Genomic DNA, 17703 nt, shown 5'->3' with positions numbered 1-17703 from the left:
CCCGGTGTGAGCTCCGCTCACACCACCGGCTTGCCGCTCAGCTCCACACCCGCCGCCCGCATCTCCTCCAGAGCCCGCTCCGTGGTCTCCTCGGAGACCCCGGCGGTCAGATCCAGCAGCACATGCGCAGCGAACCCCGCCCGCACCGCATCGAGCGCCGTGGCCCGTACGCAGTGGTCCGTGGCGATGCCCACCACGTCCACCGCGGTCACCTCGCGGGCCCGCAGCCAGTCGGCGAGCGTCTGGCCGTTCTCGTCGAGTCCTTCGAAGCCGCTGTACGCAGCCGCGTACGCCCCCTTGTCGAACACCGCGTCGATCGCGCCCGAGGCGACGACCGGCGCGAAGTTCGGATGGAAGCCGACGCCCTCGGTCCCGGCGACGCAGTGCACCGGCCAGGAGTGGACGTAGTCCGGGTTCGGCGAGAAGTGGTCGCCCGGGTCCACATGGTGGTCACGGGTGGCCACCACATGCCGGTAGCAGGCGGGCGACTGCCCGATGAGATCGGTGATCGCGGCGGCCACGTCGGCCCCGCCCGCGACCGCCAGGGATCCGTTCTCGCAGAAGTCGTTCTGCACATCGACGACGATCAAGGCGCGGTGCATGGGCGGTGTCCTTCATCGGGAGTTGGCGGCGAGTCCAGCGTAGAGACTTCAACGGGCTTGCGGCAGTGGGCAATTGGGGCGCGGGGCGGCGCGAGGGCCGGCTGGGTCAGGCGTACTCGGTCGGGATGACCGGCTCGCCCCGCGACAGCTGGATCGCGGACATGGGCAGCGTCGCCCGGACCGCCAGATGCCGGTCCCGCACCGCGTCCAGCGGCTCGCGCGCGACGACCTCGCCGCCCTTGACGAGCTCCACCAGAAGCTGCCGGTCGACGAGCTCGGCCGGTACGGGACCCGTGCCGACGACCTCCGCCTCGGCGATCCCGTCCGCGTCCGTGCGCCGCGCGGCCCACTTGCGGCCGCCGACCGAGTACTTGCCGCCCATCGACTTCTTGGCGACGGACACCAGCGGCGCCGAGCGGTCGGCCGAGGTGGCCCGGGCGACGAGCTTGTAGACCATCGAGCAGGTCGGGTGCCCGCTGCCGGTGACCAGCTGGGTGCCGACCCCGTACGCGTCCACGGGGGCGGCGGCCAGCGAGGCGATGGCGTACTCGTCCAGATCAGAAGTGACGACGATCTTCGTCTGCGTCGCACCCATCTCGTCGAGCTGCTGCCGCACCTTGTGCGCAACGAGCAGCAGATCCCCGGAGTCGATGCGTACGGCGCCCAGATCGGTCCCGGCAACCTCGACGGCGACCCGTACGGCCTCGGCGACGTCGTACGTGTCCACCAGCAGTGTCGTCCCGCGCCCGAGCGACTCGACCTGCGCCGTGAAGGCGTGGCGCTCGCTGTCGTGGAGCAGGGTGAAGGCGTGGGCGCTGGTGCCGACGGTCGGGATCCCGTACCGGAAACCGGCCGCGAGGTCCGACGTCGTGGAGAAACCGCCGACGTACGCGGCCCGGGCCGAGGCGACGGCCGCCAGCTCGTGCGTACGCCGCGCGCCCATCTCGATCAGCGGCCGGCCGCCCGCGGCGGCGGACATCCGCGAGGCCGCGGCGGCGATCGCCGAGTCGTGGTTGAGGATGGAGAGGATCACGGTCTCCAGGAGCACGCACTCGGCGAAGGAGCCCTCGACCCGCAGCAGCGGGGAGCCGGGGAAGTAGACCTCGCCCTCCGGGTAGCCCCAGATGTCGCCGCCGAAGCGGTACGAGGCGAGCCACTCGGCGGTCGGCCCGTCGACGATGTTGTTCTCGCGCAGGAAGGCCAGGACCGGCTCGTCGAAGCGGAAGTTCTCGACGGCGTCCAGGACCCGGCCCGTGCCCGCCACGACGCCGTAGCGGCGCCCCTCGGGCAGCCGGCGGGTGAAGACCTCGAAGACGGAGCGCCGCTCGGCGGTGCCGGCCTTGAGGGCGGCCTGGAGCATGGTCAGCTCGTACTGGTCGGTGAAGAGGGCTGTCGACGGGACGTCCACCGGCAGTCCAAGGTCCGCAGTGTTCATGCGAGGGATGCTACCCCCAATCTCGTCAGAGTGACGAGATGTAGGAGCCCATGTGTGCGACGGGCTCCGCAGGGTGGCAGCATGGATGGGGTGAGTGTCGCTCCCGTAGAGATCGAACGTCCCGAATCGGCCGAGTCGGAGGAAACCTTCGCCGTCCCCGAACCCGACGTCCCCTGGGTGACGCTCGTCCACAACGACCCCGTGAACCTGATGAGCTACGTCAGCTATGTGTTCCAGAGCTACTTCGGCTACTCCAAGGACAAGGCCCACAAACTGATGCTCGACGTGCACCACAAGGGCCGGGCCGCCGTCTCCAGCGGCAGCCGCGAGGAGATGGAACGCGATGTGCAGGCGATGCACGGGTACGGGCTGTGGGCGACGATGACCCAGGACCGCAACTGATGGCCGGGCAGTTCGAGACGGTGGCCGGCGGCGGTGCGTCCGTCGCGCTCGACGAGGTCGAGATCTCCATCCTGCGCTCGCTCGCCGTACAGCTCCTGGAGCTGTACGGCCCGGGCGACGAACCGGCCGAGGGCGAGGACCCCCTGGCGGCGCTCTTCGCCGAGGGCCCCAGCGAGCCGCCGTCGGACCCGGCGCTGGCCCGGCTGTTCCCGGATGCGTACGGCGAGGAGAACCCGGAGCACTCCGCGGAGTTCCGCCGCTTCACCGAGAACGACCTGCGCACCCGCAAGCGCGAGGACGCGCTCGCCGTGATCCGCACGCTCGACGCGGCGGACGCCTCCGGCGTCACCCTCTCCGCCGAGGACTCGCGCCACTGGCTCGGCGCCCTCAACGACCTGCGCCTGACGATCGGGACCCGCCTGGAGGTCTCCGACGACGAGGACGACCGCGGGCTCTACCGGCTCCCGGACGACGACCCGCGCAAGCCGATGGTGATGGCGTACCTCTGGCTCGGGGCGCTCCAGGAAACCTTGATCGAAACGCTGATGCCGTAACCCAGCAGTTCGCTCAGCGGACGCTCAATTCCGGATAACGATCACGTCACTACTGCAAAGACCTTTGCTGCGGTAATGACGCTATGTCCGGTTCTTCCAGTGGTGTGCGCCACATTCGCCCAAGATGATCACTTATGCGGCCGTGATAGTTCTTCACGACCGCTCGGAGGACGCCACCCCTGTCCCCCGGGGCGCTACAGCCGGCCGACCGTCGGCGCTGCTCCAAGGATCGTCACAGTCGATCCGCGCCAGTCAGGCCGGATCGGCATGGAGAAAGGCGCACCACCATGACCTCAGTGCAGGTCGATCAGGTCCCCGACAGCAGTGAGGCCCAAGGCCCGGAAGGCTCCTCCGGGGAGGGCTACCAGCGAGGCCTCGGCGCCCGCCAGATCCAGATGATCGCGATCGGCGGCGCCATCGGCACCGGGCTCTTCCTCGGCGCCGGCAAGGCCATCTCCAAGGCCGGACCCAGCCTCATCCTGGCGTACGCCATCGCGGGCCTGGTCATCTTCTTCATCATGCGGGCGCTCGGCGAGCTGCTGATGTACCGCTCGGTCTCCGGCTCCTTCTCGGAGTACGCCCGCGAGTTCATCGGTCCGTTCTGGGGCTTCGTCACCGGATGGACGTACTGGCTCTTCTGGGTCGTCACGGGCATCACCGAAGTCACCGCGGCCGCCCAGTACATGTCCTTCTGGACCCACGACAGCTTCCCGCAATGGGCGTACGCGCTCATCTTCACGGTCGTCCTCTACGGAGTGAACCTGATCTCCGTGAAGCTCTTCGGCGAGCTCGAGTTCTGGTTCTCGATGGTCAAGGTCACCGCGATCGTCGGCATGATCCTCATCTGCGCCGGCATCCTCACGGTCGGCTTCTCGGACGCCGCGGACACCGCGACCGTCTCCAACCTCTGGAACGACGGCGGGTTCTTCCCCAAGGGCATCGGCGGCACGCTGATGACGCTGCAGATCGTGATGTTCGCCTTCCTCGCCGTCGAGCTGGTCGGCGTCACCGCGGGCGAGTCCAAGAACCCGGAGAAGACGCTCCCCAAGGCCATCAACACCGTGCCGTGGCGCATCGCCGTCTTCTACGTCGGCGCGCTGATCATGATCCTCTCGGTCATCCCCTGGCACGAGTTCCAGCCGGGCGTCAGCCCCTTCGTCCACGCCTTCCAGAAGATGGGCCTGGGCGCCGGCGCCGCGATAGTCAACTTCGTCGTCCTCACCGCGGCCCTTTCCTCCTGCAACTCCGGCATGTACTCCACCGGCCGGATGCTGCGCGACCTGGCCCTCAACAGCCAGGGCCCGAAGGCCTTCACGAAGCTCACGAAGAGCGGCACCCCGCTGATCGGCACGACGGTCTCCGCGGCGCTCATGCTGGTCGGCGTCTGGATCAACTACGTCGCCCCCGGCCAGGCGTTCAACTACGTCGTCTCCTTCGCCACGATCTCCGGCATGTGGGCCTGGATCATGATCCTGGTCTGCCAGCTCCGCTTCCGCGCCAAGGCCGACCGCGGCGAACTCCCGCAGTCCTCGTTCCGCGCCCCCGGCGCCCCCTGGACCAGCTGGTTCTCGCTGGCCTTCATCGGCATGGTCATCGTGATGATGGGCGTCGACAAGGACGCACGCATCTCCCTCTACTGCGCCCCGCTCTGGGCGGTCCTGCTCTGCATCTCGTACGTGGTGCTCAAGCGCCGCAATCCGGCGGCGGCAGCCTTCCAGAAGCGGTAATCACCCGCGCGTCTCAACATCCGGGCCCGCCCGTACCGCACTCCGGTACGGACGGGCCCGTCTGCTTATCCTTCTCAGCATGCTGACCATCACCCAGTCCCTGTACGACCAGATCGTGGCCCACGCCAGGGCCGACCACCCCGACGAGGCCTGCGGAGTCGTCGCGGGCCCGGTGGGGGAGGGCCGCCCCGAGCGCTTCATCCCCATGCTGAATGCCGCGCGCTCGCCGACCTTCTACGAGTTCGACTCCGCGGACCTCCTCAAGCTCTACCGCGACATGGACGACCGCGACGAGGAGCCGGTGATCGTCTACCACTCGCACACGGCGACCGAGGCCTACCCGTCGCGCACGGACATCACGTACGCGAACGAGCCGGGCGCGCACTACGTCCTGGTCTCGACGGCGGACGCGGACGACGCGGGCCCCTTCCAGTTCCGCTCGTACCGCATCGTCGACGGCGAGGTCACGGAGGAAGAAATCAAGATCGTCCACTGATTGGACGCGACTGTCCCACCCCTCAAGACAAGACTCCGAATTCAGGACCGGGAATCGATACGATGACCGCATGGTTCTCCACGACGTGAGCGACAAGACGCCGAGCGCACTGCTGCTCGTTGCGCGCCTCCACGTCGACCTGTGCCGACTGGCGAGCGCGATCTGTTGTGGGCGCGCCGCCGTCTGAGCCGCGCTCCACCCCCGCACCACAGCCCCACTCCCAGCGCTCAGCCGTGCGCGCCCCCGCCTTCCCCTCTCCTCCCGACTGGAGTCCAGCCATGGCCATCGAGGTCCGCATCCCGACCATCCTCCGCACCTACACCGACGGCGCCAAGGCCGTCGAAGGCAGCGGCGACACCCTTGCCGACCTCCTCGCCGACCTCGAGACCCGGCACAACGGCATCCAGGCGCGCATCGTCGACGGCGAGCAGCTGCGCCGCTTCGTGAACGTCTACCTCAACGACGAGGACGTCCGCTTCCTCGACGGCATCTCCACCAAGCTCACCGACGGCGACAACGTCACGATCCTCCCGGCCGTGGCCGGCGGCATGGTCTGAGCCCGATGCGCTACGACAGCCCCCTCGCCGCCGTCGGGAACACCCCGCTGGTACGCCTCCCGCGCCTGTCCCCGTCGGACGACGTCCGCATCTGGGCCAAGCTGGAGGACCGCAACCCCACCGGCTCGATCAAGGACCGCCCCGCGCTCCACATGGTCGAACAGGCGGAGAAGGACGGCCGGTTGACGCCGGGCTGCACGATCCTGGAGCCCACCAGCGGCAACACGGGAATCTCCCTCGCGATGGCGGCGAAGCTCAAGGGCTACAACATCGTCTGCGTCATGCCGGAGAACACCTCGCAGGAGCGGCGCGACCTGCTGGCGATGTGGGGCGCGGAGATCATCTCGTCCCCCGCGGCGGGAGGCTCCAACACGGCGGTACGGGTGGCGAAGGAGCTGGCGGCGGAGAACCCGACGTGGGTGATGCTCTACCAGTACGGAAACCCAGACAATGCGGGCGCGCACTACGCGACGACGGGCCCGGAGATCCTCACCGACCTCCCGTCGATCACGCACTTCGTGGCGGGCCTGGGGACGACGGGCACGCTGATGGGCGTGGGCCGCTACCTCCGCGAGAACGTCCCCGGCATCAAGATCGTCGCGGCGGAACCGCGCTACGACGACCTGGTGTACGGCCTGCGCAACCTGGACGAGGGCTTCGTCCCCGAGCTGTACGACGCGTCGGTCCTCACGACCCGCTTCTCGGTGGGCTCGGCGGACGCGGTGACGCGGACGCGTGAACTCCTGCAGCAGGAGGGCATCTTCGCGGGGGTCTCGACGGGGGCGGCGCTGCACGCGGCGATCGGTGTGGGGCAGAAGGCAGTCAAGGCGGGTGAGTCGGCGGACATCGTGTTCGTCGTAGCCGACGGCGGCTGGAAGTACTTGTCGACGGGCGTGTACACGGCCGCGACGACGGAGGCGGCGATCGAGACTCTGCAGGGCCAACTCTGGGCGTAGCGCGGCTGGGCCTCCTCTGGGGCTCCGCCCCAGACCCCGCTCCTCAATCGCCGGAGGGGCTTGATTTTGCTGGTGAGGGCTCACTTTCTGCGGGCCGTACGAGCCCGCACGTGCGAGCTCAGTTGGGCAAATCCAGCCCGTCCGGCGATTGAGGACAAGCGGCCGAAGGTCGCTTACGGGGGTGCAGGGGGCGAAGCCCCCGCAAGGCGGGGTTGGGGGTGCGCAGCCCCCGTTCAACCCACCCCAGCCAAGGGGGCGCAGGGGGCGAAGCCCCCGCATGCGGGGCTCGGGGGCGCAGCCCCCGTTCGCCCCACCCCTGGCAAGGGGGTCTGGGGCGTAGCCCCTCACGCGGCGGAGCCGCAAAATGTCACAGCCGGGAAGGGGCGGGGTGGGGGGAAGAACCCCCGGTCAGCCCGCCAAGTGCCGGACCTGGTCCCAAAGCGTCGGGTCCACCACCCCCACCCGCCTCCGGAACTCCCACACCGCGACCTCCCGCAGCTCATCCGTCTCCAGGAAGCTCGGCCGCCCCTGCGCATCGCCCACCGACCCCGGCGGCAGCGCAATGACCCCCGGCCGCTCGTCGTGGTACTTGCTGGTGATCTTCGCGACCAGCACCTGCTCGCCCCGCAGGGACAGCACCAGACACGGCCGGTCCTTGGCCCCGGGCCCGTCCTCGTAAGGCACGTTCGCCCACCAGATCTCCCCGGCGGCGGGCGCCTTCTTCGGCCCCGTACGACGAGGTCCCCGCGCCCGCCCCGGCGGCCGGGTCCGCCCCCGCGGCCCACCGGGCCGGCGGCCCCCGCGCGCCCGCCCGTCCACCACGGCAGCGACGAGCGCGATCAGCACGACAGCGATGAGCGCGAGCACCCAAGACGTATCCATGGAGCCGACGCTACCCCCACCCGAACCGGTGACAACGCAGGTGAGTTCGCCCACAACGGCCCGCCGCGAAGGAGCGAGCCCCCCTTTCGCGCCTTACGCTCAACAGACCGCTCGACCCCCGTCGCCTGCCCGCCCACGGAGGTTCCCTCCCCATGAAGCTCACCGTCGTCGGCTGCTCGGGGTCGTTTCCGTCCGCGGATTCGGCCTGCTCGAGCTACCTCGTAGAGGCCGACGGCTTCCGGCTGCTCCTCGACATGGGCAATGGCGCCCTGGGCGAGCTGCAGCGTCACATCGGCCTGTACGACCTCGATGCGATCTTCCTCAGCCATCTCCACGCGGACCACTGCATCGACATGTGCGCGTACTTCGTCGCCCGCTACTACCGCCACGAGGGCGGCCGCTGCGACGCGATCCCCGTGTACGCCCCCGAAGGCGCCGACCAGCGCCTGACCACGGCCTACGCGGACACGCCTTCCCCCACCTCCATGGGTGAGGTCTTCGACTTCCACACCCTGAAGCCGGGCTCCTTCGACATCGGCCCCTTCTCGGTCCGTACGGAGAAGGTCTGCCACCCGGTGGAGGCGTTCGGCATCCGCATCGAGCACGACGGCAAGTCCCTCACGTACTCCGGTGACACGGGAGTCTGCGAGAGCCTGCACGAACTGGCCGACGGCACCGACCTGTTCCTCTGCGAGGCGTCCTTCACGCACGGCAAGGAGGACGTCCCCGACCTGCACCTCAACGGTCGCGAGGCGGGCGCCCACGCGGAGCGCGCGAAGGCGGGCCGCCTGGTCCTGACCCACATCCCGCCGTGGACGGACGCCGAGCAGAACCTGGCGGACGCGCGCGAGGTGTACGGCGGCGAGGCCGAACTGGCCGCCCCCGGCGCGGTGTACGAGATCTAGCGGGATCTAGCGCGCGTCCCCGCTGCGGTAGCCGCGGCCGCTCAGCCCCATCCGGTTCCAGGTGTGGCGCCGGCCGCGGATCGCGACCGAGTAGGCGTAGAAGACCTCGGGGTCGCACATGCCGGGGATGTAGGAGTCGCCGAAGTGGTGGGCGTCGAAGCCCACTTCCTTGGCGTTCAGCGCGAGTTGCGGCACGACATCGGCGTGCGAGCCCTCCTGGCTGGTGCCGATGGCGCCCATCACGATCGCTCCCGCGTCCTGTACGGCGGCGACCGCCTCGGCCGCGAGCTCCTTGGTGACACCGGGCATGGTGCCGGGCAGCGGCATGACCACACCGTCCGCGCCCGCGTCGACGAGCGCGGTGAGCCGCCCCACGGTGATCCGCTCGGGATGACCGGCGTGGTGCATTTTCCCGCTCCACAGCGCGACGTCGTCACCGAGCCCGTTGCGGAGCTCTTCGGTGACGCGGGCCATGCCGTCGAAGGAGCCGCCGGTGCCGGGGTTGGCGGTGATGCAGAGCATCGCCGCCCCCATGTCGATCAGCCGCTTGGCGTGCTCGGGCTTGGCGCGGCGGATCTCGGGGACGTCGCCGGGCTCGAGGTTGATGCCGACGGGCCGCCCGATGTACGCGGCGAGGTCGGTGAAGGAGGTGAAGGTGCCGAGCCCCGGCAGCTCCAACTTCTCGCCGTCCCAGGCGCGCTCGATCAGATTGAGTACGACGATGTCGGCGCCGAACGCCGAGACGAGCTCCATGTTGTGGATGCCGCGGCCGCCCGGGTCGGGGATCATCGCGGCGCGTTCGGCGAACACTTCGGCGATCATCGTGCGGCCTTCGGCGGCGGCGACGGAGGCGGTGAGTTCGCGGCCTCGGAGGGCGGCGAGCTGTTCGCGGTGCAGGTCGAGGATGCGCTGGGTCATGCATTCCACCGTAGGCCCCGAAACAGGACAAAGCCCCTCGCCATTGGGGTCAATGGCGAGGGGCTTTGGTCCCGTACGGGAGGGGCTGAGGACTACTTCGCCTCGGCCTTGAGGATCTCTGCGAGCTCCTCGTCGGACTCGCGGCCCGGCGTGGGGAGGTTCCACTTGATGATCGCGAAGCGGAAGACCACGTAGTAGACGACTGCGAAGCAGACGCCGACCAGGGCGAGGCCCAGCGGGTTGGTCGCGATCCCCAGGTTGAGGAAGTAGTCGACTGCGCCGGCGGAGAAGCCGAAGCCGTCCTTCATGCCGAGCGCCCAGGTCAGGGCCATGGAGACACCGGTGAGCACCGCGTGGATCGCGTACAGCGCCGGGGCGATGAACATGAAGGTGAACTCGATCGGCTCGGTCACACCGGTGACGAACGCGGTGGCCGCGAGGGAGAACATCATGCCGCCGACGACCTTGCGGCGCTCGGGGCGGGCGCAGTGGACGATCGCGAGGCAGGCCGCGGGAAGGGCGAACATCATGATCGGGAAGAAGCCGGTCATGAACTGTCCGGCGCTCGGGTCGCCGGCGAGGAAGCGCGAGATGTCGCCGTGCTTGCCCTGGTAGTCGCCTGCCTGGAACCACGGGAAGGAGTTCAGCAGGTGGTGCATGCCGATCGGGATCAGCGCACGGTTGGCGACACCGAAGATGCCCGCGCCGACAGCGCCCGAACCGACGAGCCACTCACCGAAGTTGTGCAGACCGGTGCCGAGGACCGGCCAGATGAGACCGAAGACGATGCCGATGACCAGACCCGCGAAGGCCGAGAGGATCGGGACCAGGCGGCGGCCGCCGAAGAAGCCCGCCCAGTCGGGGAGCTTGGTCCGGTAGAACTTCTGGTAGAGCAGGGCGACGACTACGCCCATGATGACGCCGCCGAGCACGCCGGCGTTGACCGGTGCGGCGTTTTCGACGATCTTGCCGTCGACCACGGCCGCGACCTTGGGCAGGTTGCTGTCGGTGAAGGTGCTCAGCACCTTCTGGAAGACGAGGTAGCCGGTGACTGCGGCGAGGGCGGTCGAGCCGTCCGACTTCTTGGCGAAGCCGATCGCGATACCGACGCAGAACAGCAGCGGCATGTTGTCGAGGATCGCGCCACCACCGGCGGCCATGTAGCCGGCGATCTTGGTGATGAACGTCGGGAACGAATCGCGGCCGAGCATGTCGGGGTTGCCGAGGCGCACGAGGAGCGCTCCGGCAGGCAGCACGGCGACCGGCAGCATGAGGCTGCGGCCGATGCGCTGCATGACAGCCATCGCGCCGGAGCCCTTTTTCTTGGCGGCCGCGGGGGCGGCACTGGCCGTGGACACAACTTCCTCCAGTAGGCAAGGCGCCGCCTGGGGACATGGAAGTGGGGACGGCGGCGTCTCCGGGGGGACGCGGCGAGAACGCCGCGTGGTCTACACCACTCAGTGGTGTAGACCAGTTGTACCCCGTGAAGCCGGGATAAAGGAACCCCCTTAAACCTGTGGCACGGGACACACCGCACCAGACACGCCGAAAAGCCCCAGCTCTTTATGGAACTGGGACTTCCGGTCGTGGGGGAGCGGCTACGCCTTGGTGAGGTCCTCGACCTCCTCGTCGGGCTCGCGGCCCGGCGTCGGCAGGTTGAACTTCACGATGATGAAGCGGAAGAGCGTGTAGTAGACCGCCGCGAAGGCCAGGCCGATCGGAAGGATCAGATACGGCTTGGTGGCCAGCTTCCAGTTGAGCAGGTAGTCGATCAGGCCGGCCGAGAACCCGAACCCGTCGTGCACCCCGAGCCCCCAGGTCACCGCCATCGAGAGGCCGGTCAGTACCGCGTGGACCGCGAAGAGCGCCGGGGCGATGAAGAGGAAGGTGAACTCGATCGGCTCGGTCACACCCGTCACGAACGAGGTCAGCGCGAGCGAGATCATCATGCCCATCACGGCCTTGCGGCGGTGCGGCTTGGCGCAGTGCGCGATGGCGATCGCGGCGGCCGGGAGGCCGAACATCATGATCGGGAAGAAGCCCGACATGAACTGCCCGGCGGTCGGGTCACCGTGGAAGAAGCGGGGAATCTCGCCGTGCCAGACCGCGCCCGTGCTGTCGGTGAAGGTGCCCATCTGCTGCTGGAAGAACGTGTTCAGGAACTGGTGCATGCCGACGGGTATCAGCCCGCGGTTGAACACGCCGTAGATGCCGGAGCCGACCGCGCCCAGGCCCATGAGCCAGTCGCCGAAGCTGGTCAGCGCGTCACCGATCGGCTGCCAGGCCAGCCCGAAGACCACGCCGAAGATCACGCCGATGAAGGCCATGAGGATCGGCACGAGACGGCGGCCGTTGAAGAAGCCGAGCCAGTCGACCAGCTTGGTGCGGTGGTACTTCTGCCAGACGATGGCGCTGACCAGGCCGACGAGGATGCCGCCGAGGACACCGGGGTTCTGCGGTACGCCGCCCGGCAGGGCGTCGGTGACCGAGCCGTCCGCGGGGAACGCGGTCAGCACGTTCTTGTAGACGAGGAAGCCCACGAGCGCGGCCAGCGCGGTGGAGCCGTCGGCCTTCTTCGCGTAGCCGATGGCCACGCCCACGCAGAACAGCAGCGGCAGGGCGTCGAAGAGCGCACCGCCGGCGGCGCCGAAGACCGCGGAGACCTTGTCCCAGCCGAGTCCGTCCTTGCCGAAGACGTCGTCCTGGCCGAGCCGGAGCAGGATGGCGGCGGCGGGCAGGACGGCCACCGGCAGCTGAAGGCTGCGGCCGATCTTCTGCATTCCCTGGAACAGGCCGGAGCCCCGCTTCTTCGCGGGAGGTGCGGCAATGGCCGTACTCATGACGTGACTTCCTCCAGTACGTCCAGGTGGTCTGAACCACCCAGTGGTGTAGACCAGTACTAGCACGGTCAAATCGGCATAAAGGCCTGGAAGTTACCTATGGCGGGAAGCTCGCGCCAGGACATGACGAAGGGCCCCCGGACCATGAGGTCCGAGGGCCCTTCGTGCTGCGGGGCGTAGGTCCCGAAGCGGGCGCCGCTACTTCACGTTGTCGCGCTCCATCTCCTCCGCCACCTCGTCGTCCTCGCGACCGGGGGTCTTGAGGTTGAACTTGGTGATGACGAAGCGGAAGAGCGCGTAGTAGACCACCGCGAAGCACAGGCCGATCGGAATGATCATCCAAGGCTTGGTGGCCAGGCTCCAGTTGATGACGTAGTCGATCAGACCTGCCGAGAAGCTGAATCCGTCCTTCACTCCGAGCGCCCAGGTCACGGCCATCGAGACACCGGTGAGGATCGCGTGGATTCCGTACAGGACCGGGGCGATGTAGAGGAACGAGTACTCGATCGGCTCCGTGACACCCGTGACGAACGAGGTCAGGGCGACGGAGACCATCATGCCCGTGACCTCCTTGCGGCGGTGCGGCTTGGCGCAGTGCGCGATCGCCAGGGCCGCCGCGGGGAGGGCGAACATCATGATCGGGAAGAAGCCCGAGGTGAACTGGCCGGCCGTCGGGTCGCCCGCGAGGAAGCGGGTGATGTCACCGTGGACGACCGTGCCGTCGGGCTTGGTGAAGTCGCCGAACTGGAACCACATGAAGGTGTTCAGGAACTGGTGCATACCGACCACCAGCAGGGCGCGGTTGGCGACACCGAAGACACCCGAACCGAACGAGCCGAGGTCCGACATCCACTGCGCGAACGACGTGAGCGCGTCACCGACCGGCGGCCACACCCACAGGCACAGGACGGCGAAGACGAGTGCGACGCCGGACATGATGATCGGGACGAGGCGGCGGCCGTTGAAGAAGCCGAGCCAGTCGACCAGCTTCACGCGGTGGTAGCGCTGCCAGAACCAGGCCGTGAGCAGGCCGATGATGATTCCGCCGAAGACGCCGGGGTTCTGGTACGAGAAGGCGGTGACGGTGTGGTCGGCGGCCTGGCAGCCCGTGGCGACCGCGACCGCTCCCTTGGCGCAGTCCACCGGGAACGCCTGAAGGATCTTGTAGTAGACGAGGAAGGCGGTGACCGCGGCGAGCGCGGTCGAGCCGTCCGACTTCTTCGCCATGCCGATCGCGACACCGACCGCGAACAGCAGCGGCATGCCGAGCGAGGAGTCGAGCAGCGCGCCACCGGCGCCTGCGAAGACCTTCGCGACGTTGTCCCAGCCCAGGCCGTCGGAGCCGAACACGTCGGGCTGGCCGAGCCGGTTGAGGATGCCCGCTGCGGGCAGTACGGCGATGGGCAGCTGGAGGCTGCGTCCCATCTTCTGGAGTCCGCCGATCAGCCCCTGGTACCAGGGTGTCTGTACGGCGGATGGGTTCGTGCTCATCGGTCGGCGTCCTCCGTGCGGGCTGAAGCGGCGGTCGCCGTACACTGGTGTAGACCACTTACGGCGCGGGTCGGCACCAAGCCCCCGAGGGCGCAGCACCAGTGATCGTCATCCTGCGATCCGGCGCCGCGTAACGCTCGTATAAGTGGTCCAAACGTGCGTTACCGTGATCAAACGGACCGGGTCGCCGGGCCGCGAAGAGACACTCAGGAGTCAGACATGGCCACTAAGGCTGAGAAGATCGTCGCCGGGCTCGGCGGACTCGACAACATCGAAGAGGTCGAGGGCTGCATCACCCGCCTGCGCACCGAGGTCAAGGACCCGTCGCTCGTCGACGACGCCGCCCTCAAGGCAGCCGGCGCCCACGGCGTCGTCAAGATGGGCACCGCGATCCAGGTCGTCATCGGCACCGACGCCGACCCGATCGCCGCCGACATCGAAGACATGATGTAAGCACCTGCAAAGCTCGCAGAAGGGCCTGTTCCGACCGACCGGAACAGGCCCTTCTGCGTACGCAATCGCTAACCGGCCGCCAGCCGGCTGCTAGCCGACCCGGATCGCCAGGATCGCCACGTCGTCCGGGTTCGCCCCCTCGTCCAGGCACTCCTCCACCAGGTGCGCGCACAACTCGCCCACCTCCGAGGGCGCGCTGAGCGCCGCCCGCCGCAGCCGCTCCAGACCCGTCCCCAGATCCTCGCCCCGCCGCTCCACCAGACCGTCCGTGTACATCACCAGCAGCGCACCCGGCGGCAGCGGCACTTCCTTCTCCTCGGCGTTCCACTCGTCCACGACACCCAGCGGCACACCCTGGCCCGCCCGCACGAACGAGGCACCCGACTGGTCGATCAACAGTGGTGGAGGATGCCCCGCCGACACCACCTGCGCCACGTGCTCCTTCGGGTCCACCGTCATGTACAGCACCGTCGTCATGTCGGTCAGCCCCATGTTCTGGGTCAGTGCGTTGAGGTCCGTCAGCACCGCCACCGGGTCCTCGCCCTCCACCAGTGCGTACGCACGCAGCGCCGTCCGCAGCTGCCCCATCGCAGTCGCCGCACCCAGGCCCTTGCCCATCACATCGCCCAGCGCCAGCGCCACCTTGCCGTCGCGCAGCGCCACCACGTCGTACCAGTCGCCGCCCGCCTGCATCCCGTGCGCACCCGGCAGACTGCACGCCGCGATCTGCACCCCCTCGATGTGGGGGAGCGTCTGGGCGAGCATCGACTGCTGCAGGGTGCTCGCGATGCGCCGCTCGCGCTCGTACAACTGCGTGTTCTCCACGATCTGACCCGCGAACCGGCAGTAGGTGCCGGTCAGTTGACGCTGGCGCAGCGTCGGCCGGCCCGGCTGCCGGAACGCCCAGCCCACGACGCCGAGGCGCCGCCCGTCGGAGGCCGAGAGCGTCACCGCGTACGCACTGCGGAAGCCGGCCGTACGGGCCAGCTCCCGGAAGGACTCCCCGCACGCCGGGTCCGTCTCCACGTCCTCGACGATCAGCGCGCCGCCGGAGTCCGCCACCTCGTCCATCAGGCAGCGGTCCTCCGTCAGCTTCTCCAGCGCGCGATGCACCTCGTCGTCCGGATCCGCCAGCCCGAACACCGCCTGCGTCGTCATGGTCCCGTGCTCGTCGTCGAAGAGCCGGGCCACCCCCATGTCCGCGTGCAGCAGCAGCGATCCCTCCTCCAGGACCCGCGCCAGCGCGCTCTGCAGCGAGCCGCGGTCCGCGAGCCGCTCGGTCAGGCCGTGTACCCAGGTCAGGTCCTCCAGCTGCTCGGCGAGCCGCTGGTTCGCCTCGTCCAGCTCGGTCGCCGAGTGGCGCTGGTGGGAGACGTCGTGGATGTACGAGACCGCCAGGGGCTGCCCGCCGTACGTGCACTCCAGGGGGCTCGCGCTGATGTCCAGCCAGAGCGGCGGCTCGCCCGGCACCCGGTACTGCACCTCGGCGCGGGTGGCGCGCCTGCGGTGCAGGGCGATGCCCATGGGGGAGTCGTCGAACGCCATGGGCTCGCCGTTGCGGTCGAAGAGGAGCAGCGCGGCGGCGGCGATGCCGCCCGGCTCCATGGGGACCGGCGTACGGAACAGCTCCGAGAGGCGCCGGTTCGCGTACACGGCGGTGCCGCCGTGGTCGGCCGAGGCGATCAGGATTCCGTGCGGGGACCCTTCCAGCACCGTGACCGACGAGAAGCGGTCGGACGAGTCGGTCGTGGGCTGGCGGACGTCGACGGTCATGGCTACCTTTCTCTGTAAACAATTTAGGGCTTTACTCTAAGAGTAGTAATTGTCGCATAAGTACGTCTTGGGCCATTGGTCCTGCTCTTCCGGGACCTTCGACCCCCCCACCACGCCAGCTAGGCTCGACGCCATGTCTCGCATCGACGGCCGCACCCCCGAACAGCTCCGCCCGGTCACCATCGAACGTGCCTGGAGCAAGCACGCCGAGGGCTCCGTCCTCATCTCCTTCGGCGACACCAAAGTCTTCTGCACCGCCTCCTTCACCGAAGGCGTACCGCGCTGGCGCAAGGGCAGCGGGGAGGGCTGGGTCACCGCCGAGTACTCGATGCTGCCCCGCTCCACCAACACCCGCGGCGACCGCGAATCCGTACGCGGCAAGATCGGCGGCCGCACCCACGAGATCTCCCGCCTCATCGGCCGCTCGCTGCGCGCCGTCATCGACTACAAGGCGCTCGGCGAGAACACGATCGTCCTCGACTGCGACGTCCTCCAGGCCGACGGCGGCACCCGTACGGCAGCCATCACCGGCGCGTACGTGGCCCTCGCCGACGCGATCGCCTGGGGCCAGTCCAAGAAGGCGATCAAGCACGGCCGCGTGCCCCTGACCGGCACCGTCTCCGCCGTCTCCGTCGGCATCGTCGACGGCGAACCCCTCCTCGACCTCTGCTACGAGGAGGACGTGCGCGCCGAGACCGACATGAACGTCGTCTGCACCGGCGACGGCCGCTTCGTCGAGGTCCAGGGCACGGCGGAGGCCGAGCCCTTCGACCGCAAGGAGCTCAACGCGCTCCTCGACCTCGCCACCGGCGGCTGCGCGGACCTCACCGCGCTCCAGGTCGAGGCCCTCGGAAAGACCCTCGGCGAGTAAAGAAGCAACCAAGTCGGCCCGGCCGACGTCATCCCAGACACGGGCGCGCGGATCGAACCGTGCGCCCGTCCGTCTGTCCGTACACGTCGAAACCGGGGGACCCGACCATGCGTCGCATCGCACTGGCAGCAGCAGGAGCCACACTCGCCCTGACCGCGACCATGGTCGGCTGCAGCGCCGTGGACAAGGCGGTCGACTGCGTCCAGACCGCGGACGCGATCGCCTCCAACGTCAACAACCTGCAGCAGGCCGTCTCCAACGCCGCGAACGACCCGACGCAGGCGGACAAGGCCCTCGACGACATCAGCAAGAACCTCACGTCGCTCAAGGACAAGACCGACAACGCGGACCTCGACAAGTCCATCGACAGCCTCAACACGGCCGTGGACAACGTCCGTTCGTCGATCAAGAACGGCGACAAGACCCCCGACATCAGCCCGGTCGCGGACGCGGCGTCGGAGCTGGGTAAGGTCTGCACCTCGTAGACCGTCAGGGGGGCCTGTCCGTATGCGCCGTACCAGCTGTGCCGTGTCGGCGGCGGTCGTGATCGCCGCCGGAATCCTGATCTTCCGGGCCTGCGGCCCCGGCGGGGACGACGCCCTGGCCCGGGAGTGCAAGGACACCCGGGGCCTGATGGCCCTGGCCATCGAGGCCGGAGGCGGGCATCCCCAGACGGACCTCATGCAGCGGCGCCTCGACGAGCTGCACGGCGGCAACGACCTCAAGGACCCCGACGTCCAGCAGGCCGTTTTCACCATCGACAAGGTCCTGTACGACAAGGACCCGGCCCGCCTGCTCAACGCCGGGTACGCACTTCAGGAAGCCTGCGGCGCGGGATAAT

Annotated in this window: 20 protein-coding genes; 12 read left to right on the top strand and 8 right to left on the bottom strand. The window is 68.8% G+C overall.

The annotated features are described in order from the left end of the window. Positions 1–17: 17 nt before the first annotated feature. On the bottom strand, positions 18–602 hold the full coding sequence (locus tag OG707_RS13690; protein WP_329117901.1) for an isochorismatase family protein: 585 nt from the start codon (positions 600–602) through the stop codon (positions 18–20). Between the two features lie 106 nt (positions 603–708). Next, positions 709–2037, bottom strand: a complete 1329-nt coding sequence (locus tag OG707_RS13685) for a nicotinate phosphoribosyltransferase (protein ID WP_329117899.1) — start codon at positions 2035–2037, stop codon at positions 709–711. Between the two features lie 81 nt (positions 2038–2118). On the opposite strand from OG707_RS13685, the gene clpS reads away from it, so the two are divergent. The 7 genes from clpS (at position 2119) to OG707_RS13650 (ending at position 6729) form a co-directional block, all read left to right on the top strand. Then, complete coding sequence (gene clpS, locus OG707_RS13680; protein WP_329117897.1) at positions 2119–2439, top strand: ATP-dependent Clp protease adapter ClpS; 321 nt, start codon at positions 2119–2121, stop codon at positions 2437–2439. After that, positions 2439–2993, top strand: coding sequence for a DUF2017 domain-containing protein (locus OG707_RS13675; RefSeq protein ID WP_329117894.1), 555 nt, complete (start codon positions 2439–2441; stop codon positions 2991–2993). The genes clpS and OG707_RS13675 overlap by 1 nt, the downstream gene beginning before the upstream one ends. A 287-nt stretch (positions 2994–3280) precedes the next feature. Further along, positions 3281–4720 (top strand): amino acid permease, encoded by a 1440-nt coding sequence (locus tag OG707_RS13670; RefSeq protein WP_329117892.1) that lies wholly within the window; start codon positions 3281–3283, stop codon positions 4718–4720. Between the two features lie 79 nt (positions 4721–4799). Next, positions 4800–5216, top strand: coding sequence for a M67 family metallopeptidase (locus OG707_RS13665; RefSeq protein WP_329117890.1), 417 nt, complete (start codon positions 4800–4802; stop codon positions 5214–5216). 70 nt (positions 5217–5286) lie between these two features. Further along, on the top strand, positions 5287–5403 hold the full coding sequence (locus tag OG707_RS13660; protein ID WP_329117888.1) for a putative leader peptide: 117 nt from the start codon (positions 5287–5289) through the stop codon (positions 5401–5403). Between the two features lie 91 nt (positions 5404–5494). Further along, positions 5495–5773 (top strand): MoaD/ThiS family protein, encoded by a 279-nt coding sequence (locus OG707_RS13655; RefSeq protein ID WP_329117886.1) that lies wholly within the window; start codon positions 5495–5497, stop codon positions 5771–5773. Positions 5774–5778: 5 nt separating this feature from the next. After that, positions 5779–6729, top strand: coding sequence for a PLP-dependent cysteine synthase family protein (locus tag OG707_RS13650; RefSeq protein ID WP_329117884.1), 951 nt, complete (start codon positions 5779–5781; stop codon positions 6727–6729). Positions 6730–7137: 408 nt separating this feature from the next. On the opposite strand, the gene OG707_RS13645 is transcribed toward OG707_RS13650, so the two are convergent. Then, complete coding sequence (locus OG707_RS13645; RefSeq protein WP_329117882.1) at positions 7138–7611, bottom strand: type II toxin-antitoxin system PemK/MazF family toxin; 474 nt, start codon at positions 7609–7611, stop codon at positions 7138–7140. A 152-nt stretch (positions 7612–7763) separates the two neighbouring features. Between OG707_RS13645 and OG707_RS13640 the strand changes: the two genes are divergently transcribed. Then, on the top strand, positions 7764–8516 hold the full coding sequence (locus OG707_RS13640; RefSeq protein WP_329117880.1) for an MBL fold metallo-hydrolase: 753 nt from the start codon (positions 7764–7766) through the stop codon (positions 8514–8516). A 6-nt stretch (positions 8517–8522) separates the two neighbouring features. Here the strand turns inward: OG707_RS13640 and OG707_RS13635 are convergent, their stop codons facing one another. From OG707_RS13635 to OG707_RS13620, 4 genes are all read right to left on the bottom strand, one after another. Beyond that, positions 8523–9434, bottom strand: coding sequence for a DUF7916 family protein (locus tag OG707_RS13635; RefSeq protein WP_329117879.1), 912 nt, complete (start codon positions 9432–9434; stop codon positions 8523–8525). A gap of 92 nt (positions 9435–9526) precedes the next feature. Beyond that, on the bottom strand, positions 9527–10792 hold the full coding sequence (locus OG707_RS13630; protein WP_329117877.1) for a PTS transporter subunit EIIC: 1266 nt from the start codon (positions 10790–10792) through the stop codon (positions 9527–9529). Positions 10793–11032: 240 nt separating this feature from the next. Beyond that, complete coding sequence (locus OG707_RS13625; RefSeq protein ID WP_329117875.1) at positions 11033–12274, bottom strand: PTS transporter subunit EIIC; 1242 nt, start codon at positions 12272–12274, stop codon at positions 11033–11035. 198 nt (positions 12275–12472) lie between these two features. Next, entirely contained in the window at positions 12473–13765 is a 1293-nt protein-coding gene (locus OG707_RS13620) for a PTS transporter subunit EIIC (protein WP_329117873.1), read from the bottom strand. Between the two features lie 156 nt (positions 13766–13921). On the opposite strand from OG707_RS13620, the gene OG707_RS13615 reads away from it, so the two are divergent. Further along, positions 13922–14218: a PTS glucose/sucrose transporter subunit IIB gene (locus OG707_RS13615; RefSeq protein ID WP_329117871.1), complete on the top strand. Its 297-nt coding sequence runs from the start codon at positions 13922–13924 to the stop codon at positions 14216–14218. A 90-nt stretch (positions 14219–14308) separates the two neighbouring features. On the opposite strand, the gene OG707_RS13610 is transcribed toward OG707_RS13615, so the two are convergent. Then, complete coding sequence (locus OG707_RS13610) at positions 14309–15991, bottom strand: GAF domain-containing SpoIIE family protein phosphatase (RefSeq protein WP_329117869.1); 1683 nt, start codon at positions 15989–15991, stop codon at positions 14309–14311. Between the two features lie 133 nt (positions 15992–16124). On the opposite strand from OG707_RS13610, the gene rph reads away from it, so the two are divergent. From rph to OG707_RS13595, 3 genes are all read left to right on the top strand, one after another. Next, positions 16125–16862 (top strand): ribonuclease PH, encoded by a 738-nt coding sequence (gene rph, locus OG707_RS13605; RefSeq protein ID WP_329117867.1) that lies wholly within the window; start codon positions 16125–16127, stop codon positions 16860–16862. A 107-nt stretch (positions 16863–16969) separates the two neighbouring features. Then, on the top strand, positions 16970–17347 hold the full coding sequence (locus OG707_RS13600; RefSeq protein ID WP_329117866.1) for a hypothetical protein: 378 nt from the start codon (positions 16970–16972) through the stop codon (positions 17345–17347). Positions 17348–17369: 22 nt separating this feature from the next. Then, entirely contained in the window at positions 17370–17702 is a 333-nt protein-coding gene (locus tag OG707_RS13595) for a hypothetical protein (RefSeq protein WP_329117864.1), read from the top strand. The last annotated feature ends 1 nt before the right edge of the window (position 17703 follow it).

Origin of the sequence: Streptomyces sp. NBC_01465, from assembly GCF_036227325.1 — a bacterium.
In the GTDB taxonomy this organism is placed as follows: Bacteria; Actinomycetota; Actinomycetes; order Streptomycetales; family Streptomycetaceae; genus Streptomyces.
The sequence above is the reverse complement of the archived record's forward strand: the minus strand, read 5'-3'. Positions and strand labels throughout refer to the sequence as shown.